27 protein-coding genes and 1 pseudogene are annotated in these 25,083 nt (G+C 63.8%); 19 read left to right on the forward strand and 9 right to left on the reverse strand.

The window, feature by feature from the left end:
• Positions 1 to 116: 116 nt before the first annotated feature.
• The 5 genes from AAHB08_RS08365 to AAHB08_RS08385 all read left to right on the forward strand — a co-directional run bounded on the left by AAHB08_RS08365 (position 117) and on the right by AAHB08_RS08385 (position 2,849).
• The gene (locus AAHB08_RS08365; RefSeq protein ID WP_247626203.1) at positions 117 to 515 is read left to right on the forward strand and encodes a septal ring lytic transglycosylase RlpA family protein; all 399 of its coding nucleotides are present in this window, start codon (positions 117 to 119) and stop codon (positions 513 to 515) included.
• A gap of 177 nt (positions 516 to 692) precedes the next feature.
• Positions 693 to 1,166, forward strand: a complete 474-nt coding sequence (locus tag AAHB08_RS08370) for a cupin domain-containing protein (protein ID WP_342058670.1) — start codon at positions 693 to 695, stop codon at positions 1,164 to 1,166.
• 35 nt (positions 1,167 to 1,201) lie between these two features.
• Positions 1,202 to 1,669, forward strand: coding sequence for a GNAT family N-acetyltransferase (locus AAHB08_RS08375; protein ID WP_342058671.1), 468 nt, complete (start codon positions 1,202 to 1,204; stop codon positions 1,667 to 1,669).
• Positions 1,670 to 1,873: 204 nt separating this feature from the next.
• Positions 1,874 to 2,197, forward strand: coding sequence for a putative quinol monooxygenase (locus AAHB08_RS08380; RefSeq protein WP_342058672.1), 324 nt, complete (start codon positions 1,874 to 1,876; stop codon positions 2,195 to 2,197).
• A 157-nt stretch (positions 2,198 to 2,354) separates the two neighbouring features.
• Positions 2,355 to 2,849, forward strand: coding sequence for a SixA phosphatase family protein (locus AAHB08_RS08385; protein WP_342058673.1), 495 nt, complete (start codon positions 2,355 to 2,357; stop codon positions 2,847 to 2,849).
• Between the two features lie 111 nt (positions 2,850 to 2,960).
• Here the strand turns inward: AAHB08_RS08385 and AAHB08_RS08390 are convergent, their stop codons facing one another.
• Positions 2,961 to 3,551: a hypothetical protein gene (locus tag AAHB08_RS08390; RefSeq protein WP_342058674.1), complete on the reverse strand. Its 591-nt coding sequence runs from the start codon at positions 3,549 to 3,551 to the stop codon at positions 2,961 to 2,963.
• Positions 3,552 to 3,738: 187 nt separating this feature from the next.
• Positions 3,739 to 3,942, reverse strand: a complete 204-nt coding sequence (locus AAHB08_RS08395; protein WP_106886705.1) for a hypothetical protein — start codon at positions 3,940 to 3,942, stop codon at positions 3,739 to 3,741.
• A 201-nt stretch (positions 3,943 to 4,143) separates the two neighbouring features.
• On the opposite strand from AAHB08_RS08395, the gene AAHB08_RS08400 reads away from it, so the two are divergent.
• On the forward strand, positions 4,144 to 5,013 hold the full coding sequence (locus tag AAHB08_RS08400; protein WP_342058675.1) for a PhzF family phenazine biosynthesis protein: 870 nt from the start codon (positions 4,144 to 4,146) through the stop codon (positions 5,011 to 5,013).
• 122 nt (positions 5,014 to 5,135) lie between these two features.
• On the opposite strand, the gene AAHB08_RS08405 is transcribed toward AAHB08_RS08400, so the two are convergent.
• Positions 5,136 to 5,771 carry a LysE family translocator gene (locus AAHB08_RS08405; protein ID WP_342058676.1) on the reverse strand — a complete coding sequence of 212 codons (636 nt, stop codon included), beginning with the start codon at positions 5,769 to 5,771 and terminating at the stop codon, positions 5,136 to 5,138.
• Between the two features lie 601 nt (positions 5,772 to 6,372).
• Positions 6,373 to 6,951, reverse strand: a complete 579-nt coding sequence (locus tag AAHB08_RS08410) for a PhnA domain-containing protein (RefSeq protein ID WP_319918164.1) — start codon at positions 6,949 to 6,951, stop codon at positions 6,373 to 6,375.
• A 156-nt stretch (positions 6,952 to 7,107) separates the two neighbouring features.
• Here AAHB08_RS08410 and AAHB08_RS08415 point away from each other — a divergent pair.
• The 7 genes and pseudogenes from AAHB08_RS08415 to AAHB08_RS08445 all read left to right on the forward strand — a co-directional run bounded on the left by AAHB08_RS08415 (position 7,108) and on the right by AAHB08_RS08445 (position 12,473).
• A pseudogene (locus AAHB08_RS08415) lies at positions 7,108 to 8,336 on the forward strand (methyltransferase).
• Positions 8,337 to 8,496: 160 nt separating this feature from the next.
• Positions 8,497 to 9,942, forward strand: a complete 1,446-nt coding sequence (locus AAHB08_RS08420) for a chitinase (RefSeq protein WP_202045815.1) — start codon at positions 8,497 to 8,499, stop codon at positions 9,940 to 9,942.
• A 156-nt stretch (positions 9,943 to 10,098) separates the two neighbouring features.
• Positions 10,099 to 10,464 (forward strand): VOC family protein, encoded by a 366-nt coding sequence (locus AAHB08_RS08425; RefSeq protein WP_202045814.1) that lies wholly within the window; start codon positions 10,099 to 10,101, stop codon positions 10,462 to 10,464.
• A 157-nt stretch (positions 10,465 to 10,621) separates the two neighbouring features.
• Positions 10,622 to 11,020: a GFA family protein gene (locus AAHB08_RS08430; protein WP_202045813.1), complete on the forward strand. Its 399-nt coding sequence runs from the start codon at positions 10,622 to 10,624 to the stop codon at positions 11,018 to 11,020.
• A 30-nt stretch (positions 11,021 to 11,050) separates the two neighbouring features.
• Positions 11,051 to 11,260: a DUF4287 domain-containing protein gene (locus tag AAHB08_RS08435; RefSeq protein ID WP_202045812.1), complete on the forward strand. Its 210-nt coding sequence runs from the start codon at positions 11,051 to 11,053 to the stop codon at positions 11,258 to 11,260.
• Positions 11,261 to 11,333: 73 nt separating this feature from the next.
• The gene (locus tag AAHB08_RS08440; protein WP_342058677.1) at positions 11,334 to 11,933 is read left to right on the forward strand and encodes a histidine phosphatase family protein; all 600 of its coding nucleotides are present in this window, start codon (positions 11,334 to 11,336) and stop codon (positions 11,931 to 11,933) included.
• Between the two features lie 129 nt (positions 11,934 to 12,062).
• A complete protein-coding gene (locus AAHB08_RS08445; RefSeq protein WP_202045810.1) occupies positions 12,063 to 12,473 on the forward strand; it encodes an SRPBCC family protein in 411 nt (136 codons plus the stop codon).
• A gap of 40 nt (positions 12,474 to 12,513) precedes the next feature.
• On the opposite strand, the gene smrB is transcribed toward AAHB08_RS08445, so the two are convergent.
• Positions 12,514 to 13,038 (reverse strand): endonuclease SmrB, encoded by a 525-nt coding sequence (gene smrB / locus AAHB08_RS08450; RefSeq protein ID WP_042650147.1) that lies wholly within the window; start codon positions 13,036 to 13,038, stop codon positions 12,514 to 12,516.
• A gap of 65 nt (positions 13,039 to 13,103) precedes the next feature.
• On the opposite strand from smrB, the gene prmB reads away from it, so the two are divergent.
• Positions 13,104 to 14,039, forward strand: coding sequence for a 50S ribosomal protein L3 N(5)-glutamine methyltransferase (gene prmB / locus AAHB08_RS08455; RefSeq protein ID WP_139434364.1), 936 nt, complete (start codon positions 13,104 to 13,106; stop codon positions 14,037 to 14,039).
• 16 nt (positions 14,040 to 14,055) lie between these two features.
• A complete protein-coding gene (gene aroC / locus AAHB08_RS08460; protein WP_319918159.1) occupies positions 14,056 to 15,144 on the forward strand; it encodes a chorismate synthase in 1,089 nt (362 codons plus the stop codon).
• 83 nt (positions 15,145 to 15,227) lie between these two features.
• Here the strand turns inward: aroC and AAHB08_RS08465 are convergent, their stop codons facing one another.
• Positions 15,228 to 16,040, reverse strand: a complete 813-nt coding sequence (locus AAHB08_RS08465) for a substrate-binding periplasmic protein (RefSeq protein ID WP_404838538.1) — start codon at positions 16,038 to 16,040, stop codon at positions 15,228 to 15,230.
• Positions 16,041 to 16,358: 318 nt separating this feature from the next.
• Between AAHB08_RS08465 and AAHB08_RS08470 the strand changes: the two genes are divergently transcribed.
• A complete protein-coding gene (locus AAHB08_RS08470) occupies positions 16,359 to 17,759 on the forward strand; it encodes a DEAD/DEAH box helicase (RefSeq protein WP_139434368.1) in 1,401 nt (466 codons plus the stop codon).
• 91 nt (positions 17,760 to 17,850) lie between these two features.
• Here the strand turns inward: AAHB08_RS08470 and AAHB08_RS08475 are convergent, their stop codons facing one another.
• From AAHB08_RS08475 to cra, 3 genes are all read right to left on the reverse strand, one after another.
• On the reverse strand, positions 17,851 to 18,237 hold the full coding sequence (locus tag AAHB08_RS08475; RefSeq protein WP_342058678.1) for an MAPEG family protein: 387 nt from the start codon (positions 18,235 to 18,237) through the stop codon (positions 17,851 to 17,853).
• A gap of 205 nt (positions 18,238 to 18,442) precedes the next feature.
• Positions 18,443 to 19,636, reverse strand: a complete 1,194-nt coding sequence (locus AAHB08_RS08480) for an aromatic amino acid transport family protein (protein WP_342058679.1) — start codon at positions 19,634 to 19,636, stop codon at positions 18,443 to 18,445.
• A gap of 303 nt (positions 19,637 to 19,939) precedes the next feature.
• The gene (cra, locus tag AAHB08_RS08485; RefSeq protein ID WP_342058680.1) at positions 19,940 to 20,938 is read right to left on the reverse strand and encodes a catabolite repressor/activator; all 999 of its coding nucleotides are present in this window, start codon (positions 20,936 to 20,938) and stop codon (positions 19,940 to 19,942) included.
• 306 nt (positions 20,939 to 21,244) lie between these two features.
• On the opposite strand from cra, the gene fruB reads away from it, so the two are divergent.
• Genes fruB through fruA form a run of 3 tightly spaced genes read left to right on the forward strand, consistent with a single transcriptional unit; the run spans position 21,245 to position 25,067 of the window.
• Complete coding sequence (gene fruB, locus AAHB08_RS08490) at positions 21,245 to 22,348, forward strand: fused PTS fructose transporter subunit IIA/HPr protein (protein ID WP_342058681.1); 1,104 nt, start codon at positions 21,245 to 21,247, stop codon at positions 22,346 to 22,348.
• Positions 22,345 to 23,334, forward strand: a complete 990-nt coding sequence (pfkB, locus tag AAHB08_RS08495; protein ID WP_342058682.1) for a 1-phosphofructokinase — start codon at positions 22,345 to 22,347, stop codon at positions 23,332 to 23,334. Before fruB ends, pfkB begins: the two co-directional genes overlap by 4 nt.
• On the forward strand, positions 23,331 to 25,067 hold the full coding sequence (gene fruA / locus AAHB08_RS08500) for a PTS fructose transporter subunit IIBC (protein ID WP_342058683.1): 1,737 nt from the start codon (positions 23,331 to 23,333) through the stop codon (positions 25,065 to 25,067). Before pfkB ends, fruA begins: the two co-directional genes overlap by 4 nt.
• Positions 25,068 to 25,083: the final 16 nt, after the last annotated feature.

A 25,083-nucleotide genomic window follows, 5' to 3' on the forward strand; every position in this document is an offset into this window, starting at 1 on the left:
ACGGGTGAACACACAAACGGGAGGCTTGGGCCTCCCGTTTTCCATGGGAAATATGAGAGAGTAGGCCCCTGTTTGCGGGATCCAGATTGGTGCTGAAAGTGATGATGAGAGTGGCGATGGAAGATATGAGAGGCAAGGTACAAAGAGGGCTGCTGGCCTCCCTGTGCCTGCTGCTTGCGGCCTGCAGCAGCCAGCCTGATGCAGGCAGTGCGGGCAATTGGCGGGGTTATACCCAGACGGGGCTGGCCTCCTACTATGCCGATCGCTATCACAACAAGAAAACCGCCAGCGGCGAGCCCTACCAGAAGAGCGCCAACACCGCCGCCCACATGACGCTGCCCTTCGGCGCCATGGTGAGGGTGACCAACCTTGCCAACGGCAAGAGCGTGGTGGTGCGGGTCAACGACAGGGGCAACTTCCCGAGGGGGCGAGTGATCGATCTCTCAAGGGCTGCATTCAGTACCATAGGCAACACCCGATCCGGCCTTATCAAGGTCAAGGTCGAGGTGCTGTAGGGGGTTGCAGGCGGATCATTGCGCAGCGGGAGATGGCGGGAGCCCGCTCTTTGCATCTCGGCGTTGACAGCCTCCCGCCTTCAGCCGTATCTGTGTGATTGCGTGACTGCCACTCAGGCAGGCACCCGGCTGATCTCTTGCTGCCCTCGCCAGGGCGCCAATACGGAGGTTGTTGAGATGACGAACCGCACGCCCATTCAGGCCACACAGATCCCGGAGAACAAGGCCAGGTCCCTCTATCCGGAGCCCTTTGCCTCCCTGGTCAAGCACCGCACCCGGCGCAGGCTGGGGGACCACTTCGGTCTCGCCAATCTTGGGGTCAACCTGACGACCCTGGCACCGGGGGCCATCTCGGCGCTCAAACACCATCATGGTCTGCAGGACGAGTTCGTCTATGTGCTCTCGGGCAACCCCACCCTGCGCTATGGGGAGGAGGAGTATCTGATGTCGCCGGGGGAGTGCATCGGCTTCAAGGGCGGCAACGGCCTGGCCCACCAGTTGCTCAACCACGGTGAGGTGGACGCCGTCTATCTCGAGGTGGGGGACAGGCTGGCGGGGGACACAGTCCAATATCCTGACGACGATCTGGCCCTGGTGCAGGGCACCGATGGCGCCTGGGTTGCCAGACACAAGGACGGGTCCCCCTATTAGGGACCCCTCACTCTTTGGGAAAGCATGACAAGCCTATGAAATTCCTCCCCTTTGGTGACGTGTCCGCAGAGGATTTTCTGCCCCTGGTCAACGACGAGACGCTGCGAAAACACCTGATTGACCACCCCACCTTCGATGCCGCCGGGGTGCGTGCCTGGATGGATGAGAAGCTGGCGATAGACGCGCTGCCCGGCTGCCGCGTGCGTGCCGTCCTCATCGATGGCGCCCTGGTGGGGTGGTGCGGTCTTCAGCCCGATGAGGAGGGGATCGAGATAGCCATCGTCATCGCCAGGGCGGGTTGGGGCAGGGGGCTCGCCATCTTCAACGAGATGATGGGCTGGGCGCGCACCATGGGCCATCAGGAGGTGGTCTTTCATCTGCTGGGCACCCGCCCCCCATACAGATCCCTCGCCAGGCGCGCCACCAGGGTGAAGAAGACGACACTCTCCGGGCACTCCTTCACCAGCTATTACTTCAGGGTTCAGAGTTGGAGCAGGCCCTGACGGTGAGCCAGGCGCTCGCCTCTGGCCGCGCATCTGTCCCTGCCGTCGCCTCTTTGTTCACCCGGTTGAACACTCTGTCCATCCTGGCCATCTATATCGGCCTGACCGCCATGCCTACACTGGGCACCATGTTGGGGGAGGCGGCTGCCATGAGAAGGCAGGCACCTCCCGGTCTCTTGATGATGTGACAGTGGAGAAACAGGGATGAAGAGAGAATCGGACAAGATAGTGTCGATCGCCGTGCTCAAGGCCCGCGCCGGCATGAAGGAGCGCCTGCGCCAGGGGTTGCTCGCGCTGATAGCGCCCACCCGCCAGGAGCCTGGCAACCTCGATTACGTGCTGTTCGAGCTGAAGGAGGAACCCGGCACCTTCTACATGCGCGAAGCCTTCGTGAGCCAGGCCGCCCTGGATGCCCACTGCGCGAGCGACTATTTTCAGGCCTTCGCCCGCCAGGCGGACGACCTGCTGGCCGAGCCCCTTCGCCTCATCTTCATGGAGGAAGTGAGCCCGGCCATGGGGCCGGGCTGAGCGCCTGCCCGCTCGCTTGTCCCATATTCCCGAACGGTGCGGCTTCGCTATGATTGGGAGGGCGTAGTGACAGGCCTTGAGGGCGCGGCAGGCAAACCCTATCTGTCACTGGCCAAAGGTGACACTGGGCCAATCGTCGGCCCTCATGGGAGGCGTCATGAAGAGAACCCTTGTACTGGTGCGCCACGGCAAGTCGAGCTGGGAAGAGCAGGGGCTGCCTGACAGGGCGCGGCCTTTGGCCGCACGGGGCCTGCGCGACGCTCCCCTGATGGGCGTGCGCCTGGCGAGGGAGGGGGTGAGGCCCGACATTATCCTGTCGAGCCCCGCCTGCCGGGCCCTGTCGACGGCGAACATCATCGCCGAGGTGCTCGGCTACCGGCCAGAGGAGATAGTCACGGACGAGCGGCTCTATGGCGGCGATGTCGAGACCCTGCTTGAGGTGATGGCTGAGCTTGGGGACGCGTTCAGGTGCGTCATGCTCTTTGGTCACGATCCCGAGTTCACCGACCTTGCCCACCGCTTTTCCGGCAGGATCACCCGGATGCCGACCTGCGCCGTCGCCCGCTTCACCTTCGACGCCCCCTCCTGGTCGGCCGCCGCGTCGCAAAGGCCGGTGACGGCCGTGCTGGACTATCCGAAAAAGGGTAAGTGAATAGCAAGAGGAAGTGCAGGGTTGCCGCTCACCGGGGCCGGGGAGAGCCATGGGCAAGAGATAAAACAAGAAGGGGAGCCCAGGCTCCCCTTCACATTCTGGTGATGTCGCTTATTTGGCGGCGATCGGACCCTTGGTGCCCGCGTCGTTGTCGACCCAGCCATCCTCCCCCTTGAGGCGACGATCCCCCTGTATGGTGTAGATGACCATGCCCTCCTTGAACACCAGGGCCCCGTCGGATTTCCTGGCGCTGACCTTCTTGTCGTTGACCCACACCTGATCCTTGTCATCGATGCGGATGGTGGCGACGGTGGCGCCCGTCTCGGGGAAGGTGGCGACCCAGTTGCCGGCGTAGGGGCTGGCGCTGGTGGCCGCCGGAGCATCACCGAATCCGGCGGCCGCGTTCTCGGCCTGGGTCTTGTTGATGTCACAGCCATTGAGCTCGCTCACCTGGGTGCAGCCGGATCGCTCCAGTTTCTGTGCGTAGCTCATGTTCAGACCGCTGTCGGCAGCCGGGGCGGCAGCTCCGAATCCCGCCTTGGCATTCTCCGCCTTGGTCTTGTGAATATCGCAGCCCTGGGCCTCGGTCACCTGGGTACAGCCGGAGCGTTCCAGCTGCTGGGCATATTTTGCGTTGATGGCGTGCGCCGGGGCCATGCCAAGCAGGGTCAGGGTCACGATCAGAGCAGCATTCCTGGACATAATTCATCCCTCAAAATGTGAGTCTTGCCGATTCAGTTCAGCCTCGGCGGCCATGAGCAACGGCCTGGGTTTGCGCATATCCTGGGTGCGAGATGGCAGGCCTGTTTCACGTTAGCACCTGGCGCTGGACTCGCACAGGGGAGCCAGCCAAATCGGTGCCATCCACCTTACCCCTGAGCCCGCCAGCTCAGCTTTGGGGCACTCTTATTCCTTTGTCGAGGTAGAGGCTGCTGTAGTGGGCGCGATGGGTGACGAACATCACCTGGTGGCGGCTGCCGTCGGAGAGGATGACGAAATCCCCGGCCTGGGCCGGGCTTTGCAACAGGATCTCGTGCTCGGGGGCCGTCAGCTTGTCGACCTCTTCCCTGAAAATGAGGGTGTATGAATACATATGGCACTCCACTGCAGGCGCATATACAGACACGTTTCCCAACTCTAGTCGCCAGTGCCCGGATCCGCGGCGCTCAAGCGGCACCTGTGCGGCCGTTAATTTTATGGGTAAGCTGAACCCCTGATGCGTGCCCCCGGAAGGGGCCGCCAGGATGAGCCTATGAACCCCACTTTTCATGAAGCAAGAAGCCAAGGAGTTGTCATGACGGAGCTGGTCACTGAGCTGGTGCGGATCGCCGCCTTTTCCGATGGACCCCGGGGGGGCAATCCCGCCGGTGTCTGGATCGGGGCCCAACTGCCGACGCCGGAGGAGATGCAGCGGATCGCCGCAGAGGTCGGATTTTCGGAGACGGCCTTCGCCGCCCCGCTGCACAGCGAGGAGCAAGGCGCAGAGGCGCCCCAATGGCGGGTGCGCTACTTCTCTCCCGAGGCGGAGGTGCCGTTTTGCGGCCATGCCACCATCGCCCTCGGGGTGGCGCTGGCGCGCCGCTTCGGGGCAGGGGACCATGCCTTGTGCCTCAGTCAGACCAAGATCCGGGTCTCGGGCTGGCAGGATGAGCAGGGGCAATGGCAGGCGGCGCTGCAATCCCCGTCGACCCGCAGCAAACCGGCGCAGGCGGATCTGATGCGCGAAGCCCTGGCGCTGTTTGGCTATGACGCGGCCAGCCTGGATCCCCGCATTCCCCCAGCGCTCATCCACGGCGGCGCCGATCATCTGGTGCTGGCGCTCAAGGATCGCGCAGCGCTCTCGGCCATGCACTATTCGCTGGCGCAGGGTCGCCTGCTGATGCGCCGGGAGGGGCTGGTGACCATTCTGCTGGTCCATGTGCAAGGGGATCGGCTGTTCCACACCCGCAATGCCTTCGCCTACGGCGGCGTTTATGAGGATCCGGCCACGGGCGCCGCGACCGCCGCCTTCGCCGGCTACTTGCGCGACCTGCACTGGCCCCACGGCGGTGCCATCGACATAGTGCAGGGGGAAGACATGGGTATGCCGTCGCGGCTGTACGCCGAGATCCCGGCCGAACCCGGCAGCTCTGTGCGGGTGTCCGGCGGGGCGCGGCTGATGTGATGCCGTGATGCGAGAGTGACGGCCTGTCCGGCCGCTGCCTTGGCTGGGGAGTGAAGGGGAAGAGCCCCTTGGAGGGCAAGATAGGCCCCTGATCATCCGCGGATCAGGGGCCTATGGGGCACTCAGGGTCGACCGCTGAGCAAGATGGCGCCGCCCAGAGAGATAAAGATCCCCCCGGTGATGCGGCTAAACAGACGCTGGCCGCGCGCTGGCTTGAAGTAGCTGCCGGCGCGTCTGGCCAGGGCCACATAGCAGAGGTGCACCAGGGTGACGATGACGCAGATGGTCAGGTACATGGTGAAGAACTGGATGGGCAGCGGGCTCTGGTGATCGAGAAACTGGGGCAGCAGCGCGCAGAGGAAGATGATGGTCTTGGGGTTGCTGGCCGACACCAGGAAGGCTTCCCGCAGCAGGGAGCCCTTGCTCCGGGACGGGCGGCTGGCGCCAACTCGTTGCGCCTCCTGACTCCCCGCGTCGGTTGCCCGCAGCGCCTTGTAGCCGAGATAGATCAAGTAACCGCCGCCCGCCAGCTTGAGGGCGAGGAAGAGGGGCGGCAAGGTCTGCAGCAGGGCCCCGACCCCCATGGCGACCAGACAGATGAAAATGGCCTGACAGAACAGATTCGCGCCTATGGTGAGCAGGGCCGGGCGCCAGCCGAGCTGCAGGCCGTTCTTTATCACCAGCAGCACATTGGGCCCCGGGGTCAGGGTCGCCAGCAGATAGGCCAGCAGGAACAACATCCATGTATCCAGGTTCATGATCTCTCCTTGGTAAAGAGCTCATCATGCTCCGCCCCCGGGGCCGCGTCCAGTGACGACTGCCACCAGGATGTGGCGGTTTTTCAGGTGCTTAACTTAAGTGGTTGCCATGGGGGGAAGGGGGGCTCAGGGGGCTTTGCTGCCCGGAAAAATAAGAAACCGTCCACGAAGGACGGTTTATCCAGGCTGCCGGCCCTTATTTCAGGGCTTTCTTCAGCTTCTTGATCTTGCCTTCGTGCTTGGCAATCTTCTCCTGGCGGGCGGCGATTTTCTTCTTGATATCTTTCTTGCTGGCTTTGGCCATAGGTCGTGCTCCTTGTGTCAAGAGAACATCATGGGATCATGATGTTCAGGATCTCTCCATCTGAAGAGCCCAGAGTGCCACATGAATTCCATTCGGGCCAGTGCATCAGGGCGTCGGGAGCGGATGCTCCCCTGACACAGATCCGGCGAAGGGGTGGCTCGCTCATCGGGGCTGGTTTGCAGGATAGTCCAGTTTCCCGGTGGCGCCACTTCGGCCGTGCCGACATAGGCGGTGGCCCGGCAATAAAAAAGCGCCCCTGGGGGCGCTTCTTGCATCATCCGAACACAGGCGAAAGGATCAGGCCTTCTTCAGGTAGGCCGCGACCAGCACTATCTGCACGCCGTTGACCTTGCCTTCGATGTGCAGCGGGTTGCTGGTGAGGCGAATGCCCTTGACCAGGGTGCCACGCTTGGCGGTGAAGCCGCCGCCCTTGACCTCCAGATCCTTGATCAGGGTGACGGAATCCCCCTCCTGCAGCACGGCGCCGTTGGAGTCGACGGTGGGCACGCTGTCGTCATCGTCGCTGGCGCTGCCCGCTTCGGCCCAGGCCTTGGTCTCTTCTTCCATGTACATCATGTCCAGCATGTCCTGGGCCCAGATCTCGCCACGGGCGGACAGGTTTTTAAGCTGGCGCCATGCCATCACCTGAACCGCCGGCACCTGGCTCCACATGCTGTCACCCAGGCAGCGCCAGTGGTTGACCTCAGTGGTGTCCGGCTGCTCCAGCTGGCCACGGCAGGTGGCGCACAGCGCCACGCTGTGGTCATCGTCACTGGCGGGGGAGTGTGGCACCGGGAAGGCAGTCAGCGCATGTTCTGCTCCACACAGCTCACACTTGGCGTCCGCACGCGCTTGCAGGATGGCATTGATGGTCATGTTTTGGTTCCGTTCATATGGGTAAAACGACCCGCGTGGGCGAGTCGCGCTAATGAGGGGGCGGAATATAGCACAAATCCCTGCTTTTTGTCAGGCTACCAGCAAGGGGTGGGGGCAGGCGCGCTGGCGAGTGCTTTTTGATGGCAGATCGCTAGAATGAGCCTCCCTTTTGATAGCAGGACAAGCTCACCGTGCTGGCTCACCGTTTTCGACAACTGGACTGCTTGCTGACCAACGAGAGACGCTGGTGGCAATACCAGCCCTATCATCATCTGAGCCTGGCCTTCGCCGATGAGGCCCCCGAGCTTGCCGCCTGCCTCAATGGCCTCGGCCTTGACGAGATAGCGCGGCTCGACGCCGACATGGGGGCGCTTTGCACCCTGCTTGCCCCCTGGATCCCGGCAGGGGCCGAGCTCCATGCTCTGAGCGAGCTCGACACCTTTGTCCCCGAACCCATTCACTGTGCCAGGACCATGGCGATGTACATGCCGGGACGCAAGCAGGCGCAGATAGAAGCCTTCACCGGCTGTCTGCCCGCCCATCAGGGCCCCTATCTGGAGTGGTGCGCCGGCAAGGGCCACCTGGGACGCCTGGTCTCCCTGCACCGGGGGGCAGAGATCCTGAGCCTCGAATTGCAGCGCACGCTGTGTGAGGAGGGGCGGCAGCTCGCGGCGCGCGATGGTGCCCGCATGCAGTTTGTGGAGGCCGACGCCTTCGCCGCCGAGTCGGGGGCGCTCATCGCCCCGCACCATCACGCTATGGCGCTCCATGCCTGCGGTGAGCTGCATACTCATCTGCTGGAGCAGGTGGCCGAGCGCGGTGCCCAGGGCGTGACCCTCTCCCCCTGTTGCTATCACCTGATCCGCACCAGCCATTACCGCCCCCTGTCGCAGGCCGCCAAGGCCAGCGCCCTGCACCTTGGCAAGAGCGACCTGAAGCTGCCGCTGCAGGAGACGGTGACCGGCGGCGCCCGCATCTCCCGCCTGCGCGAGCAGGAGGTGATCTGGCGTCTCGCCTTCGATTGCCTGCAGCGTGAGGTGCGCGGGGTGGATGAGTACCTGCCGGTACCCAACCTGCAAAAGAGCCTGCTGGCGGGCAGTTTCGAGGCCTTCTGTGACTGGGCCGCCGAGCGCAAGGGAGTGGTGCTGCCTGAGGGAATAGACCATGGCGACCTCCTCGCCAGGGGGGAGCGGCGCTTTGGGGACGTCGCCCGGATGGAGCTGGTGCGCCATCTGTTTCGCCGTCCGCTGGAGATCTGGCTCGCCCTGGATCGGGCCCTCTTCCTCGAAGAGCAGGGCTACCAGGTCGAGCTGGGGGCGTTTTGCGACAAACCCATGACCCCTCGCAATCTGCTGATCCGGGCGGTGCGCGTTCACGGCGCATAAAAGCGAGTACCTTGAGGTCAAAATGAGGCTGTTGCGCGGTTTCATCTGAGTGCAGGGTGAAATGGCTCACAAAATCGCCAAACTCTTAATTCTTGTCGTGAATTTAGTTGTCAGGGTGCCTATGCTCGCCCTGACATTTTCAAGACAAGGATGGTTACCCATGTTCATGCTCAAGCGCACCGCCTGGCTGGTTGCGGGGCTCTGCGCCTCGCCAGCTTATGCGGCCATGACTATTCAGCCCGACCCACAAAACAGCGGTGGCTATGTGATTGCCGCCTCCGATATAGCGGCCGTTGAGAAGGCCAAGACGGCCAACCCCATGTACGGCATCTGGTCAAAGGCACTGGCCACCCGACCCAACATCCTGGTGGATGCGATTGTGCCGAGGCGAGCCGACAACCCGGACAACGTCAAACGGGTCGAGCGGGTCTTTACCGAGTCGGACTGGGACTATCTGACCCAGATGGCGGCCCCTGAATATACCTATGAGCGCTTCCTGCGGGCGGTCGGCAAGTTCCCCGCCTTCTGCGGCGACTACACGGACGGGCGCAATGCGGACGCCATCTGCAAAAAATCCATCGTCACCGCCTTCGCCCACTTCGCCCAGGAGACGGGCGGCCACATCGCCAGGGAGAATGTCTCCGACAACCCGCTGGGGCTAGAGGAGTGGCAGCAGGCGCTGGTGCATGTGCGCGAGATGGGCTGGGCCGAGGGGCAACTCGGCTATACCACCGGCTGTGGCCAGAATGACTGGCAGAACAGGAAGTGGCCCTGCAGCACGGGGCAGGGCTACTTTGGCCGTGGCGCGAAACAGCTTTCCTATCACTTCAACTACGGCGCCTTCTCCGAGGCGATGTTTGACGGCAACGCCACCGTGCTGCTGAACAACCCCGGCCTGGTGGCCGATTCCTGGCTCAACCTCGCCTCCGCCATCTGGTTCTTCCTGACACCGCAAGCCCCCAAACCCGCCATGTTGCACGTCATCGACAGAACCTGGGTCCCCTCCCAGCGCGAGCTCGCGGCCGGCATCGGCTATGGCTTTGGCACCACCATCAACGTCATCAACGGTGGCATAGAGTGTGGCGAGCAGAACAAGAACAAGGGGCAGCCGGTCAACCGCATCCGTTACTGGGAAGGGCTGGCCGCCCATTACGGGATCCCGCTGCTCCCGGACGAGAAGAACACCTGCTGGCAGCAGACTCCCTATGGCAGCCTCAACCTGAACGGCGCCACCGACGTGCTCTACACCAACTGGGACGGCAATTGGAAATATTATGCCGACAGGCCAGGTGGCTACTCGTTCGAGTGCGAGCTGGTGGGATTCCAGACCGCCTATTCGGCCCTGGTGCCGGGGGATTACGAGAAGTGCGTGACCAACGTCTACGGCTCCCACGCCAACTGGCCCAAGGTACGGGTGGTAGCCAAACTCGATCCTGCGCCCGTCGATCCGACCACGCCGCCGGTGGGCGGGGTGCCCGCCTGGGAGGCAGGCAAGGTCTACACCGCCGGCAACAAGGTGAGCCATAAGGGCGTGGTGTATCAGGCCAAGTGGTGGACCCAGGGCAACGAGCCGGGCAAGGGAGACCCCTGGGCGCCGGTGACCTGATCCCGGCGAGGGTGCGTCATCGGTCATGATGGGGAAGGGGGGGCCTCTCTTCCCCTCTTTCATGGGGGGCCGGCGCAAGGGGCCTATGACGGGCCCGCTGGCACATGGAACAAGTCGAGAGTGTTCGGGTGCTTATCCCGCACAGAGGAGTGACACATGAATGTCGCCATCCACTTTGAAATCCCGGTACAGGATCTGGAGAGGGCCATCCGCTTCTATGAGGCGCTCTTCGAGATAGCCCTCGAGCGGGCGCACATAGATGGCAACGAGATGGCGCTGTTTCCCCTCGATGAGCAGGCGCCCGGCTGTTCCGGCGCCCTGGCAAAGGGAGAGAGCTATGTGCCGAGCCTGGACGGCACCCGGGTCTATCTGAAGGTCGCGGACATAGAGCTGGCCATGGCCCGGGCGCTGACAGCGGGAGGGGAGTGTCTCTATCCCGTGACCCGGGTGAGCGAGTGGATCCGGGTGGCCGAGCTCAGGGATCCCGAAGGCAATCGCATCGCCCTGCAGGAGCAGAGCTGAACCTGATGCCGATGAGGGCATCCCTCGATGGGTCCGCCTGCCAGGTGGGGGGAGATGTCCCCTCGGCAGTGGCGAAACCCGGGGGGAGCGGCTACTCATATGATGCTAAATGCGGCCGGCATACTGCCGGCTCGCACCTTGAAGAGAGGAGCTGGATATGCAAGGAACCTGTCTGTGCGGCGGTATCACCGTCTCGAGCGGCGATCACAAGGAGGTCAACCTGTGTCACTGCACCATGTGCCGGCGCTGGTCCGGGGGTCCCATGTTCGCGGTGCATGGTGGCAAGGGGGTCAGTTTCAAGGGGCTCACCCCTGTGGCCTACCGCTCGTCCGAGTGGGCGGAGCGCGGCTTCTGCCCCACCTGCGGCACCCACCTTTTCTACCATCTGTTGCCGACGGACGAGTACATCCTCTGTGCCGGCCTGTTTCAGGAGCAGGGGTTCGAGCTCACCGGGCAGATCTTCATCGACGAGAAGCCTGATTTTTATGCGCTCAAGAACGACACCCCGACCCTGACCGGGCAGCAGGTGTTCGAGCAGTTCGCCCCCAAGCCCTGAACCTGTCGCCGCAACTCTGGAGAGCCAATCATGGATGAACAACAGAAGGTGAGGGGGCCTGCCTCCTATTTCCCCGCCATCGAGAAAACCTATGGTCAGCCGATTGCCCACTGGCTGGCCCTGCTGGCGGGGCGGGAGGAGCGCAAACACATGGCGTTGGTGGCCTGGCTCAAGGCCGAGCACGGCATGGGCCACGGCCATGCCAATGCCCTGGTGGCCCACCATCTGGCGCAGGGTTGAACCGCCCGTATCGGCCCTGGTCGCTTTCGTGTGTCAGGGTTTTCGACCACTGCTGAAGAAGCAAGGATAGAAGATGGAACTGGTGGTCATCCGCCATGGTGAAACCCGGGCCAATGCCGAGGGGCGCTATCTGGGGGCGCTGGATATGGGGCTCAACGAAACGGGGTGGGCGCAGGTCGACGCGCTGGCGCAGGCGTTTTCCAAGGGGGCGCCGTTTCAGCGCTTGTTGACTTCTCCCCTGTTGCGGGCGAGGCAGAGTGCGGACTTGATCTCCGGGGCACTGGCGTTGCCTGCCCGGATAGTCCCCGCCTTTTGTGAGCGTCATGTGGGGGTGTTCGAGGGGTTGACCCAGGCAGAAGCGAGGAGCCGTTACCCCGAGCTATGGATGCGCAACATCACCCGGCGCTGGGCCGAGGGGCCGCCCAACGGTGAGTCGCTGGATGCGGTGATAGCACGGGTGTCGTCAGGGTTGATCGCACTCGCCGATCAGGCGCAGGGCGAGCGGGTCTTGCTGGTGGCACACGGGGTGGTGGCCAAGGTGATCCGGGCCGTCACCACCAAGGGGTTTGCCGACTTCTTCGAGTGGCAACTGCATAACGGTGGCAGACTGGTGATCAATATTCCCCGGGCTCAGTCACCGATCCGGTTTCACCGTCCGGCCGGGCAGGATTAACCCGCGCCTTGCCCTGCGCAGACGAGGGGAGGCGACCATCTGTGGCCGGGTTTCACGGGACACAACCGTCAAGGGGCGACACCCATGCTTCACATGGGCGTCGGGAATCGAGACAAGAGGAGAAGATCGATGAAGATAAGCGTCAGCGTCCGGGTCGAGCGGCCAGTCGCTCTGGTATGGGAGGGGTGGAACACCCCCGCCAGCATCATGGCATGGAATGCAGCCTCCCCCGAGTGGCACTGCCCCGGCAGCAGGGTGGATCTGCGGGTCGGCGGGCTTTTCTGTCACCGTATGGCCGCCCGGGATGGCAGCATGGGGTTCGATTTCGAGGGCACCTTCACCGAGGTGGTGCCGCCAACCTCCCTGGGTTACGTCATGGACGACGGCCGGGCCGTCAGGGTGAGGTTCGTGGAGGATCAGGGAGGCACCTGGGTGCACGAGGAGTTCGACGCCGAATCCGAACACAGCGGCGAGCAGCAGCGTGCCGGCTGGCAGAGCATACTCGACAACTTCAAACGCTATATGGAAAGCGCGCCCTGAGGCGCGCTTTTCGTTCAACCGTCTCCTGCCCGGCGCCGGGTTACTCCTCGATATCCAGCAGCACCAGGATGGCGCTCTCGCCCCCCCATTCCCGCGGGGCCTGATGGAAGGCGCGCACATTGGGATGCTGGGCCAGCCAGCTTGGAATGCGCTGCTTGAGCACATGCTTGCCGATGCCGTGCATCACGGAGGCGACGTGAATGTTCTCTTTTTGGCACAGGGTGAGCAGGGCGGCCAGCTCCTGCTTGGCCTGGAGCTGACTCATGCCATGAAGATCCAGATAAATCTCCGGCGGATAGAGGCCGCGCTTGAGCTTTTTCAGCTCGAATTTTGACACGTCTTCACGCACAAAACGGGTCGGGCCCTCTTCGTCCAGATGAGGCTGGTACTCGTCGCTGAAAAAGTGGTCAACCCCAAGCTTTTCGCGGCTTTCACGCAGTTCGCGTTTCTGCTTGACCGGGCTTGAGGAGGCCCTTATGGTATCTTGCTTAATTTTCCGGGTACCTTTGACAGCATCACGAAACAGCAGGCTTTCCTCGTCTGTGGGTGAGGGCGTTTTTTTCATCAGGTACTCGTCTTGCTCGCTGTATAGAATTCTCGGGCCGGATATTACTCGACTTGGAGGTGGATTTGGACAAGATATTTATCGACGAGGTGGTTGCCGAAATGCACACCATCCAGGACATGTTGCGCTGGGCCATGAGTCGTTTCAACGACGCCGGGATCTTCTACGGACATGGTACGGACAACGCCTGGGATGAGGCCGTGCAACTGGTGCTGCCCGCGTTACATCTGCCGCCGGACGTGGATCCCGGCATGCGCCACTCCCGCCTGACCACCAGCGAGCGCCACCGCATTGCCGAGCTCATCATCCGCCGGGTGCAGGAGCGGGTGCCTGCCGCCTACCTGACCAACAAGGCTTGGTACGCGGGTTGGGAGTTCTACGTGGACGAGCGGGTGCTCATTCCGCGCTCCCCCATCGCCGAGATGGTGGCGAACCGTTTCGCTCCCTTCCTGAAGGAAGAGCCGACCCGGATCATGGACTTGTGCACCGGTTCCGGTTGCATCGCCATCATCATGGCCCACGAGTTCCCCCATGCGGAAGTGGATGCCATCGACATCAGCGTCGATGCCCTCAATGTGGCCGAGCGGAACATCAACGATCACGGTCTGGAGCAGCAGGTCATCCCGATCCGCTCCGATCTGATGCGCGACTTGCCCGCCGGCGACAAGTACGATCTCATCGTCTCCAACCCGCCCTATGTGGACTCCGAGGACATGTCGGATCTGCCGGAAGAGTTTCGTCACGAGCCGGAGCTGGCCCTGGCGTCGGGCTCCGACGGCCTCAAGCTCACCAAGCGCATCCTGGCCAATGCCGCGGACTTCCTCAAGGATGACGGCGTGCTGGTGGTCGAGGTGGGCAACAGCATGATCCACCTGGAAGCCCAGTTCCCCGACGTGCCCTTCACCTGGGTCGAGTTCGAGAACGGTGGTCACGGCGTCTTCGTGATGACCAAGGCAGAGCTCGAGCAGTACCAGGCCCATTTCGCGATTTACAAGAGCTAAGCAGCAAGGAGCACCCATGGCAGGGAACAGTTTTGGCCAACTCTTTCGGGTCACCACCTTTGGCGAGAGCCACGGCCTGGCGCTCGGCGCCGTGGTCGACGGCTGCCCCCCGGGGCTTGAGATAAGCGAAGCGGATCTGCAAATCGATCTGGACAGGCGCAAGCCCGGCACCTCCCGCTACACCACCCAGCGCCGCGAGGCGGACGAAGTGAAGATCCTGGCCGGGGTGTTTGAGGGGCGCACCACGGGCACCTCCATCGGGCTGCTCATCGAGAATACCGATCAGCGCTCCAAGGACTACTCCGAGATCAAGGACCTGTTCCGCCCGGGCCACGCCGACTACACCTATCACCAGAAGTACGGTCAGCGTGACTACCGCGGCGGCGGCCGCTCCTCGGCCCGCGAGACCGCCATGCGGGTGGCGGCGGGGGCCATCGCCAAGAAATACCTGAAGCAGATGCACGGCATCGAGATAGTGGGTTTTCTCTCCCAGCTAGGCCCCATCAAGGCCGAGGCGTTCGACCAGAGCCAGATCGAGCAGAACCCCTTCTTCTTCCCCGATGCGGGCAAGCTGGAGGCCCTCGACGAGTACATGCGGGCCCTCAAGAAAGAGGGCAACAGCATAGGCGCCAAGGTGGCTGTCATTGCGCGCAACGTGCCGGTGGGCCTGGGGGAGCCGGTGTTCGACCGCCTCGACGCCGACATCGCCCACGCCATGATGGGCATCAATGCGGTGAAGGGGGTCGAGATTGGTGACGGTTTCGCCGTGGTGGAGCAAAAAGGCTCGGAGCATCGCGACGAGATGACCCCGGCTGGCTTTGCCAGCAACCATGCGGGCGGCATCCTGGGAGGCATTTCCTCCGGCCAGGACATAGTGGTGAGCATGGCGCTCAAGCCCACCTCCAGCATCACTGTGCCGGGCAAGACCATCAACACCAGCGGCGAGGCCACCGAGATGATCACCAAGGGTCGTCACGATCCTTGTGTCGGCATCCGTGCCGTGCCCATCGCCGAGGCCATGCTGGCCCTGGTGCTGATGGATCACCTGCTGCGCCACCGCGCCCAGAACCAGGGCGTGCATACCCAGACCCCGCAGCTGCGCTGATCTGCAAGCCGCGCGGTCGGCTGATCATCATGCTCTGCAAAAAAGGCGACCCCAGGGTCGCCTTTCTCGTTTGTGCGGGGGTCTCAGCCCTGAGCGCCTTTCTCCCGGGGCTGGCTGCCATCGAGGCGGCACACCGGCGGGGCAAAGGTTGCATCTGGCGGGGGGAGGGCGGCGATGGCGGCATCGATGCGGGCGAGCTCTGCGTCGCTCACCGCCTGGCTGGCGAACATCAGGCTGACCGGCTGCTGGTGCAGCAGCACCTGGCACAGGGTGAACTCCTCGGCCCCCAGCTGAGCCAGCCGATGCCGGGCGTATTGCCACTCCATGATGACCCCATCGAGGCGCCGCGCCAGCAGGAGGGCGATCAGCCTGTCGTCCGAGTTGTATTCGCTCGCCTGCCGAAGGGAGGGGCAGGCGTCGCTCAGGGGCAGGGGGCGGGTGCCCCTCAGCTTGCCAAGGCGCAGCCCCGTCTGCTGGCACAGATCCGCAAGGTGCGTTATCCCCTGCCAGCGATCTGGGCTCCCGGGGGCCGCCTTGTGGCTGAGCAGCACGAAGCTGGCGCGTCTGTAGGGGGCCGAGAAGCGGGCGAAACGTGCCCGCTCCGGGGTCTTCAGAGCCCCCATGGCGACATCCAGCTGCTGGCGCGCCATGAGGTGCAGGGCCCGGGCCCAGGGGAGATTGCGAAACGCGGGCTCAAGATCGGCGCCGCGGAGGATCTGGCGGGTCAGGGTCACGTCCAGCCCGCCGAGTTCGCCATCGGCATCAATCTGGCTGAAGGGGGGCCAGTGGCTCCAGGCCACCGACAGTGTCTCCCTGGCGCCCAGAGGCAGGCTCAGTGTGAGCAGCAGGCCCAGGCTCAAGGCAGAGCGCATGGCGACCTGAATATGTCTCCTGATCAAGCAGAACCTCCCTGTTCCGTGTCGTGAGGGTATGAATTCGCGCCCCAGGAGGGGCAGGTACGGACCCTGGCGAGCATCATCATCGCCATTCTGCCCCGCCAACGCCGGTATTTCCAGCCGTGCTGGGAGGCGCATCACATTTTCCTCGTGTAAGTGCGCCAACTCCGTTAGACTGCGCCTCTATTCTTTCCCCTTTGCTCTGCTCCCCGGGGAAATCGTTGTTTTCTCTATAGGCCCAGATCCTGTGAGATGGCATCGGCTCAGCAGAGGAGCCCCACCACAGATCCCCGGCGCCCCTATCCCTAGCAGGTAACTATGAGTTTTACTTCCCTCGGTCTGGCCGAACCCTTGTTGCGTGCCGTTGCCGAACAAGGCTACGACACCCCGTCTCCCATCCAGCAACAAGCGATCCCGGCCGTCCTGGCTGGCCGTGACCTGATGGCCGCCGCCCAGACCGGGACCGGCAAGACCGCAGGCTTTACCCTGCCGATGCTGCAGCGCCTCACCGAGAGCAAGCGCAAGGTATCCCCGAACCGCATTCGTGCCCTGGTGCTGACCCCGACCCGCGAGCTGGCCGCCCAGGTGGGCGAGAGCGTGCGCAACTACGGCAAGCACCTGCCGATCCGCAGCCACGTGGTGTTCGGCGGCGTCAGCATCAACCCGCAGATGATGGCAACCCGCCGTGGTCTGGACGTGCTGGTGGCCTGCCCGGGCCGCCTGATGGATCTCTACAACCAGAACGCCGTCAAGTTCGACGAAGTGGAGATCCTGGTGCTGGACGAAGCGGATCGCATGCTCGACATGGGCTTCATCCGTGACATCCGCCGCATCCTGGCCCTGTTGCCGAAGAAGCGCCAGAACCTGCTCTTCTCCGCCACCTTCGCCGAAGAGATCCGCGAGCTGGCCACCGGCCTGCTGGACAACCCGGCGGTGATCGAAGTGGCCCCGCGCAACAGCACCGCCGAGCGCATCGAGCAGCTGGTGCACCCCTGCGACAAGGCCAACAAGATCGCGCTCTTGAGCCACCTGGTCACCAGCAACGACTGGCAGCAGGTACTGGTGTTCACCCGTACCAAGCACATGGCCAACCGCGTTGCCGAGACCCTCGACAAGAACGGCGTCAGCGCCGCCGCCATCCACGGCAACAAGAGCCAGGGTGCCCGTACCCGTGCCCTTGCCGGTTTCAAGGAAGGCAGTGTCAAGGTGCTGGTGGCGACCGACATCGCCGCCCGTGGTCTGGACATCGACAAGCTGCCGCAGGTGGTCAACTTCGAGCTGCCCAACGTGGCGGAAGACTACGTGCACCGCATCGGCCGTACCGGCCGTGCCGGCGCCGCTGGTCATGCCATCTCCCTGGTGGCTGCCGATGAAGGCAAGCTCATCAAGGCGATCGAGCGTCTGACCAAGCAGAACATCCCCTGCGAACAGGTGGCCGGTTTTGAAGCCTCCCGCGAGACGCTCGATAACATAAGCCGTGGTATCGGCGCGCCCCTGCGCAAAGAGCCCCGCGATCCGAGCGAGCAGCGCCGTGCGCCGCGCCCGCAGGGTCAGGGCCAGCGTCAGGGTGCGGGTCGCTCCGCCAATGGTGGCAACGCAGGCGGTGCCCGCACCGGCAACGGTGGCAAGCCCAAGCCGCAAGGTGGCCAGCGTCCCGCCGATGGTGCCGCCAAACCGGCCCAGGCTCGTCGTCCGCGCCGCGCCAGCCACAACCAGTAAGCGGCTCGGGAGCCAGGCTCCCAGGCTGTTCGGTTGACAAAAGCCCCGCCAATCTGGCGGGGCTTTTTCTTTCTGGCTGGCAGTGAAATGGTCAGGGGATAAGCGCCGCGAGCAGGATATGGGCCGCGCTTATCAGGATCACGCCGAAGGTCAGCCCCATTCCCGTTACCCTGTAGCGGAAGTTCTCCGGCGTGCGGCTCATGCCAAAGGCATGGCAGAGGCGGCCGCACAGCAAGCTGGCCCCTAGCAGATGGACAAGCCAGGGGGTCTGGCTGGAGGTTTCGACAAAATAGATGAGCAGCAGGGCCAGGGGAACATACTCGGCAAAGTTGGCGTGCACCCGCATGGCCCGCAGCATGGCGGGGTCATCCCCGTGCCCCAGTGCCACCCCGCGGCTCTGGCGGGTGCGAATGGTGCGTATGCTCAGCAAGACGAAGAGCAGGGCGAGCAGGGCCGCGTAGATGGGCAATATGGTCATGGTATCTGGCTCTCGAGTGGATGTGTCTGCCTGGATATTGCTTGGCGCCTCAATGGCTTGCCTCTGAGGGTAGCAGCAGTATGTGGCGAATAGGCGAACCAGGGCGCAACCAGCTGCCGACGGCGCCTGGACCCGAAGAATAAAAAGCCCCGCCAACTTATGCTGGCGGGGCTTTTCAATGTGGGGCATCCAATGCCGGTAAGGATCAGAGCGCGGGCAGCATGCCGAGGCTGACGCTCACCTGGACGCCGACGATCAGCACCCCCATGGCGCCGGCGAGACCGAGCGCAATCACGCCGCCCGGGACACGGTAATGGTGCGCCTCGGCCTGCTTGCGGCTCTGCCACACCAGGGCCACCGGCAGCAGCACCGCCAGCACCGCCAGGGCGATGGCGGCGTAGCCCAGCGCCATGATGAAACCTTGCGGGAAGTAGAGGGCAAACAGCAGGGGGGGCACGAAGGTGATCATGCCGGTCTGGCTGCGGCCCTGCCAGTTGTCCTTGCGGCGGGTCACCTTGGCCATGAAGTCAAACAGCCCGAGCGTCACCCCGAGGAAGGAGGTGGCGAGCGCCAGATCGGCGAACAGGTGCATCGCCTGATTGAAGGCAGGCCAGTTCACCAGGTTGCCAACGCTGGCGAGCAGGCTGTCCAGCGCCCCGCCGGTCTGGATCAGGCTCTGCTGGCCGAGCAGGCCCAGGATCGCCACCTGCCACAGCACGTAGAGGATGAGCGGCAGGGCAGAGCCCCACACGAAGACCCGGCGCAGCTGCTTGGGGCAGTCGCCGAGGTAGAGCATGACGCTCGGGATGGAGCCGTGGAAACCGAAGGAGGTGAAGATGACCGGCAGGCCCGCCAGCAGCAAGCCCTGGCCGAGCGGCATGGAGAGCAGATGCTGCCCCTCGGCGCGGGGCAGCAGCAGCGCCAGCACCCCTACCATGATCACCAGTTTCACGGTGAACATCAGGCGGTTGAGGTAATCCACCTGTTTGGTGCCCACGCACACCATGCCGCCGAACAGCAGGGTGAAGGCCCAGGCCGCCTGCTCCTGGCTGACGGTGGTGCCCGCATCGGCCAGCGCCTGGGCCAGCAGGCTGCTGCCGCCGCTGATGTAGGCGGAGGCCAGGGAGTAGAACAGCATCAGGATGCAGAAGGAGGCGATGCGCTTGCCCCAGGGGCCGAGCAGGTGATCCGCCAGCTGGTGCAGGTACCACTTGCCGGTATTGAGGCTGGCCTCCACCTGCAGCATGGCGGTGAAGGCCATCAGGGCCCAGAGCCCGACCATCAGCGCCAGGGTGGCGGGGCCGCCCAGGGAGGAGGAGGCCAGCGGCAGGGCCAGCATGCCGGCGCCTATGGTGGTGCCGGCGATGAGCAGGGTGCAACCCAGGGTTTTGGTATTCATGGTGTCCATCCAGATAGAGAAACTGCGTAGTAAAAAAAGCGAGCCAGTGGCGGTGTCGGCCAGGTGCCTCCGGGGGCGGGACCGGAGGCTAGCAATATCGGAGTGGACGCATCGTTACGAAAAATCCGTGGGTTGTAAAAGATGGTTGCCACGTTAACGGATCAAAAAAGTGGAAACAAGCCTGTAAAGGCGGATTTTGTACTGCAAGGTGGCAATAGGTGGAAATAAAAGATGACAGCAGGCGGTGTTGACTGGTGAAAAAGCGCGCCGGCGTGGCAGGAGAGCGCCGGCACGTGAGGGGCGTCAGCGGCGACGCTTGAGGGTGCGGCTCACACAGTGCAGGCCAGCGCGGTAGTGGCCGTTGATGGCCTCGAAGGCGAGGGCAAGGGCCTGGGCGGCCAGAGCGTCGTGCTGCTGGGGCAGGGAGTTGATGCCAAAGGGGAGAAAGTCCAGCAGCCGATCGTCCCCGAAGGTGGCCATGGCAATCCGGCTCATGTCGGCCTCCAGCTCCAGCAGATAGTCGAGCACCCCCTCCATCAATATGTAGGAGGTGGCGACCAGCGCCTCGGGAAACTGGCCGAGCCGCTGGTGCAGCGCCTTGATCAGGCGATAACCCTCGGCGCGGGAGAAGTGGGCCCCCTCGCAGACATGGGGTGTCAGCAGGGCGGTGCTGGCGTGGCTGCTCAGCGCCTGCTCGAAACCGGCGCGGCGCTCCTGGCTTATCGTGAGGCCTGGCAGGGCGGTGATCAGGGCCACATGGCGAAGGGCGGGGGTGAGCAGGGAGGCGGTGAGATCGCAGCTCGCCTTCTGGTTTTCGCTGGCCACCGTGATGAAGTGGTCGGCGGCCAGGGCCCGGTCTATGGCCAGGATCTGCACGCCACGGGCCTGCTGCTCCCGATAGAAAGGGTCCGCCGGCGGCAGGCAGCTCGCCACCAGCAGTGCATCCACATGGCGGCTGACCAGCATCCGGGCCAGCTCCTTCTCGGTCTGTGGCTCGTCTTCCGAGCAGACGATCAGCAGCTGATAGCCCTGGGCCCGCGCGCCTTGCTCGAGGCGCTTGGCGAGCTTGGCGTAGCTGGCGTTCTCAAGGTCCGGCAGGATGAAGCCCAGGGTCCTGGTCTGGCCGCCGCGCAGGGAGGCGGCACGGCTGTCCGGCTGATAGTTGTGGGCATGGACCACGGCCATCACCTTGTCACGGGTGGCCTGGCTGATGCGATATTGATCCGCCTTGCCGTTGATCACATAGCTGGCGGTGGTACGCGAGACACCGGCCAGGGCGGCGATTTCATCCAGTTTCATCATATTGGCTCTGTTTGAGTTGCAAGGCCCGCGACGGTTTCAGGTGGGGGCACCGAAAAGTGTGCGCGGGATCATATCATTGAAAAGCACTCTCAGTGGGATCTTGAACAATTGGCTGAAACGATTCAGTCTGAGTGTAAGTGAAACGATTCAGCTTGTCAGTAAACGATGAATGTTCGACCAGGAAATGCCGAGACGGCCTACCCGGGGGGAGATTCCCGTCTATTGTCAGCAGGCAAATTACCCGAAATCCAAGTTGAGTTGAGCCGGTGTGCCGCGAGGCGAAGCCGGACCTGATGGAGAATCTCTATGTTGAAGTTGGCGCGACAGCAAATCCTGCTGGGACAATCGGTGGCGACCAAGGCGGACGCCATCGCCCTGCTGGCAGGCAAACTGACCGACGCGGGTCTGGTGGAGGCCGGTTATGTGGACGGCATGCTGGCGCGGGAAGCCCAGCACGCCACCTACCTTGGCAGCGGCATCGCCATTCCCCACGGCACCACGGATACCCGTCATCTGGTGAAAAGCACCGGCGTCATGGTGGCCCAGTTCCCCCAGGGTATCGAGTGGGATGAGGGGCAGACTGCCTACGTCGCCATCGGCATCGCCGCCAAGTCGGACGAGCATCTGGGCATATTGCGCCAGCTCACCCATGTGCTGGGTGACGAGCAGGCCGCCGCGCAATTGAGAGAGGCCACCGATGAAGAGACCATCATCAACATCCTCACCGGTGCGAGCGCGGCCAAAGAGGTGCAATTCCTGACCCTGGCCGACTTCCCGGCCGACGATCGCGACCAGCTGTTGCTGGGGGCCGCCGCCCGCGCCAAATCTGCCGGTTGGGGGGAGGCCGCCATGGTGACCTCCCTGCTGGCAAGCGAGCCCGCCTATCTGGGGGATGGGGTCTGGCTGGCCCGTGCGCAAGCGGCCCAGACCGGCTGGGTACTGGCAACGCCTAGCACTGCACTGAACGCAGGGGATCAACCGGTCAGCGTCCTCTTGCTGCTGTGCGCCGCAGATAGCAGCCATCTGCCGCAGCTCGACAACCTGGCCAAGTTGGCTGCCGCCGGTCAGCTCGGGACGCTCGCAGGGAGCGACGGTCTGGCCATGTTGCAGGCAGGTCCGGCGAGCGGGCTTTCCGACACCTTCACCATCATCAACCCCCATGGCCTGCACGCCCGTCCGGGCGCCATGCTGGTCAAGGTAGCCAAGGAGTATGCATCCGACATTCGCGTGGCGAACCTGGATGGCAGCGGTGAAGCCGTCTCCGCCAAGAGCCTGATGAAGGTCATCGGTCTGGGCGTCAAGTGTGGTCACCGTCTGGCGTTTCGCGCCGAAGGGGCGGATGCCGAGGCGGCCCTCAAGGGGATAGGTGAGGCCATTGCCGCCGGTCTGGGCGAGGGGGCGCTCTCATGACACTAATGACCATCACCCTCAATCCCGCGCTGGATCTCACCGCCCGCCTGGACGCCATGAGCCTCGGCGAGGTGAACCTGGTGAGCGAAGCCAACTTGCGCGCCGCGGGCAAGGGGATCAACGTCGCCATGGTCTTGAAAGATCTCGGCCGCGACGTGGGCCTGACCGGCTGGCTCGGCGAGGACAACCAGCAGAGCTTCGTCTCCCTGTTCGAGACGCGCGCTCTGGAAGACCATTTCGTGCGCGTGGCGGGCAGCACCCGCATCAACGTGAAGATCTCCGAGCAATCGGGCCGGGTCACGGATCTCAATCTGCCTGGGCTTGACGTGCATCAGGGGGAAGTGGCCGCGCTGGAGGCCGAAATAGAGCGGCTGGCGCCGCACGCCGACTGGTTCGTGCTGGCGGGCAGCCTGCCCAAGGGAGTTGCCCCCGATTACTGCGCCCGGCTTATTCGCCTGCTCAAGGCCAAGGGCAAGCAGGTGATCTTCGATTGCAGCGGTGCGGCCCTGAGCGAGGGCATCAAGGCGGCGCCGACCCTGGTCAAGCCGAACCTGGAAGAACTTGAGCAGTGGGCAGGTCGCCCCATCAAGACCCTCGCCGATCAGGCCGAGTGTGCCCGTGCCCTGCAGGCCAGCGGGATCCCCCATGTGGTGATCTCCAATGGCGCCGACGGCCTCATCTGGTTTGCGCCCGATGCCGTCTGGCAGGCCATTCCGCCGCGCATGAAGGTGGTCAGCACCGTCGGTGCCGGCGACTCTCTGGTGGCGGGGCTGGCCCATGGCCTCAGCCTTGGCTGGGCGCCGGAGCAGACCCTGCGTCTGGCCACCGCCGTCTCTGCCCTGGCGGTGAGCCAGGTGGCGGTCGGCTTTGACGATATCAAGGTGCTCAACCCCTTACTCGAGCAGGTGCGCGTACAGCGTCTGGATGCGCTGGCACCGGCTCAATCCAATCCCCTTTCGATGACACACTCAGGAGATGCCCAATGAAAGCAATTCTGGTTACGGCTTGCCCGGCGGGCATTGCCACCAGCTTTCTCGCTGCAAAACGGATAGAACAGCAGGCCAAACTGGCGGGCTGGGAGCTTATCCTCGACGTCGGCTCCAGCGTACAACCCCGTCAGGTTCCCTCGAAAGAGCAGATTGCCGCCGCCGAACTGGTGCTGGTGGTGGCAAGCGCCCCTGTGGATCTCGCGGCCTATGACAGCAAGCGCCTCTATCAGGGCAGCATGGATCTGGCGCTGCAGGATCCTGCCGCCCTGCTGGAGGCCGCCGCGAGCGGTGCCAGCCTCTATCGCCACCAGGCCGCGCCCGCCGTTGCCAATGCCGCCGCCAAGGCGGCCAGCGGTGCCAAGCGCATCGTTGCGGTCACCGCCTGTCCGACCGGGGTGGCCCACACCTTCATGTCGGCGGAAGCGCTGGAGACCATGGCCAAGCAGCTGGGTCATCAGATCCGCGTCGAAACCCAGGGCTCGGTTGGTGCCCAGAACGCCCTGACCGCCGATGAGATTGCCGCCGCCGATCTGGTGTTCCTCGCCACCGACATCGAGGTGGACATGGCCCGCTTCGACGGCAAGCCCGTCTATCGCACCAGCACGGGCGCTGCCCTGAAGAAGACCCGCGCCGAGCTCGACAAGGCGTGGACAGAGGCGAAGACCTATCGTCACAGCGGCGCTGCCGCGGCCAAGAAAGAGGAGAAGGCTGGCCCCTACAAGCACCTGCTGACCGGTGTCTCCTTCATGCTGCCCATGGTGGTGGCCGGTGGTCTTATCATCGCGCTCTCCTTCATCTTCGGCATCGAGGCGTTCAAGGAAGAGGGGACGCTCGCGGCGGCCCTGATGAAGATCGGCGGCGGCTCCGCCTTCGCCCTGATGATCCCGGTACTGGCCGGTTACATCGCCTACTCCATCGCCGATCGTCCGGGTCTCGCCCCTGGCATGATTGGCGGTATGCTGGCCAGCTCGCTCGGCGCCGGTTTCCTCGGTGGCATAGTCGCTGGTTTCCTCGCCGGTTACAGCGCCAAGTACCTGAGCGACAAGGTGCGCCTGCCGGTGACCCTGGAAGCGCTCAAGCCCATCCTCATCATTCCGTTGGTGGCCAGCCTGTTTACCGGTCTCGTCATGATCTACGTGGTGGGCGGCCCGGTGGCCGGCATCATGAATGCCATGACAGAGTTCCTCAACAACATGGGCTCCGCCAACGCCGTGCTGCTGGGTGTCATCATCGGCGCCATGATGTGCTTCGACATGGGTGGCCCGGTCAACAAGGCGGCCTACGCCTTCGGGGTCGGCCTGCTCGCCTCCAAGACCTATGCCCCCATGGCTGCGGTGATGGCCGCCGGCATGGTGCCGGCCCTGGGGATGGGGATAGCGACCTTCCTGGCCAGCAAGAAGTTCATCAAGGCGGAGCAGGAAGCGGGCAAGGCCTCCTTCGTGCTGGGTTTGTGCTTCATCTCCGAGGGGGCTATTCCCTTCGCGGCCAAGGATCCGATGCGGGTCATCCCGGCCTGCATGGTGGGCGGCGCTCTTACCGGTGCGCTCTCCATGCTGTTCGGCTGCGAACTGGTGGCGCCCCACGGCGGTCTGTTCGTGCTCTTCATCCCGAACGCCATCAGCCACGTGATGATGTATATCTTGGCGATTGCAGCGGGGTCGCTCCTGACCGGCGTCTCCTACGCCATGCTCAAGCGCGGCGAGGAGCAGGCCAGGCTGGCAACGGCCTGACTGGCATCCATCCGAT

It is taken from the genome of Aeromonas sp. OTU364 (assembly GCF_038440395.1).
Lineage (GTDB): Bacteria > Pseudomonadota > Gammaproteobacteria > Enterobacterales > Aeromonadaceae > Aeromonas.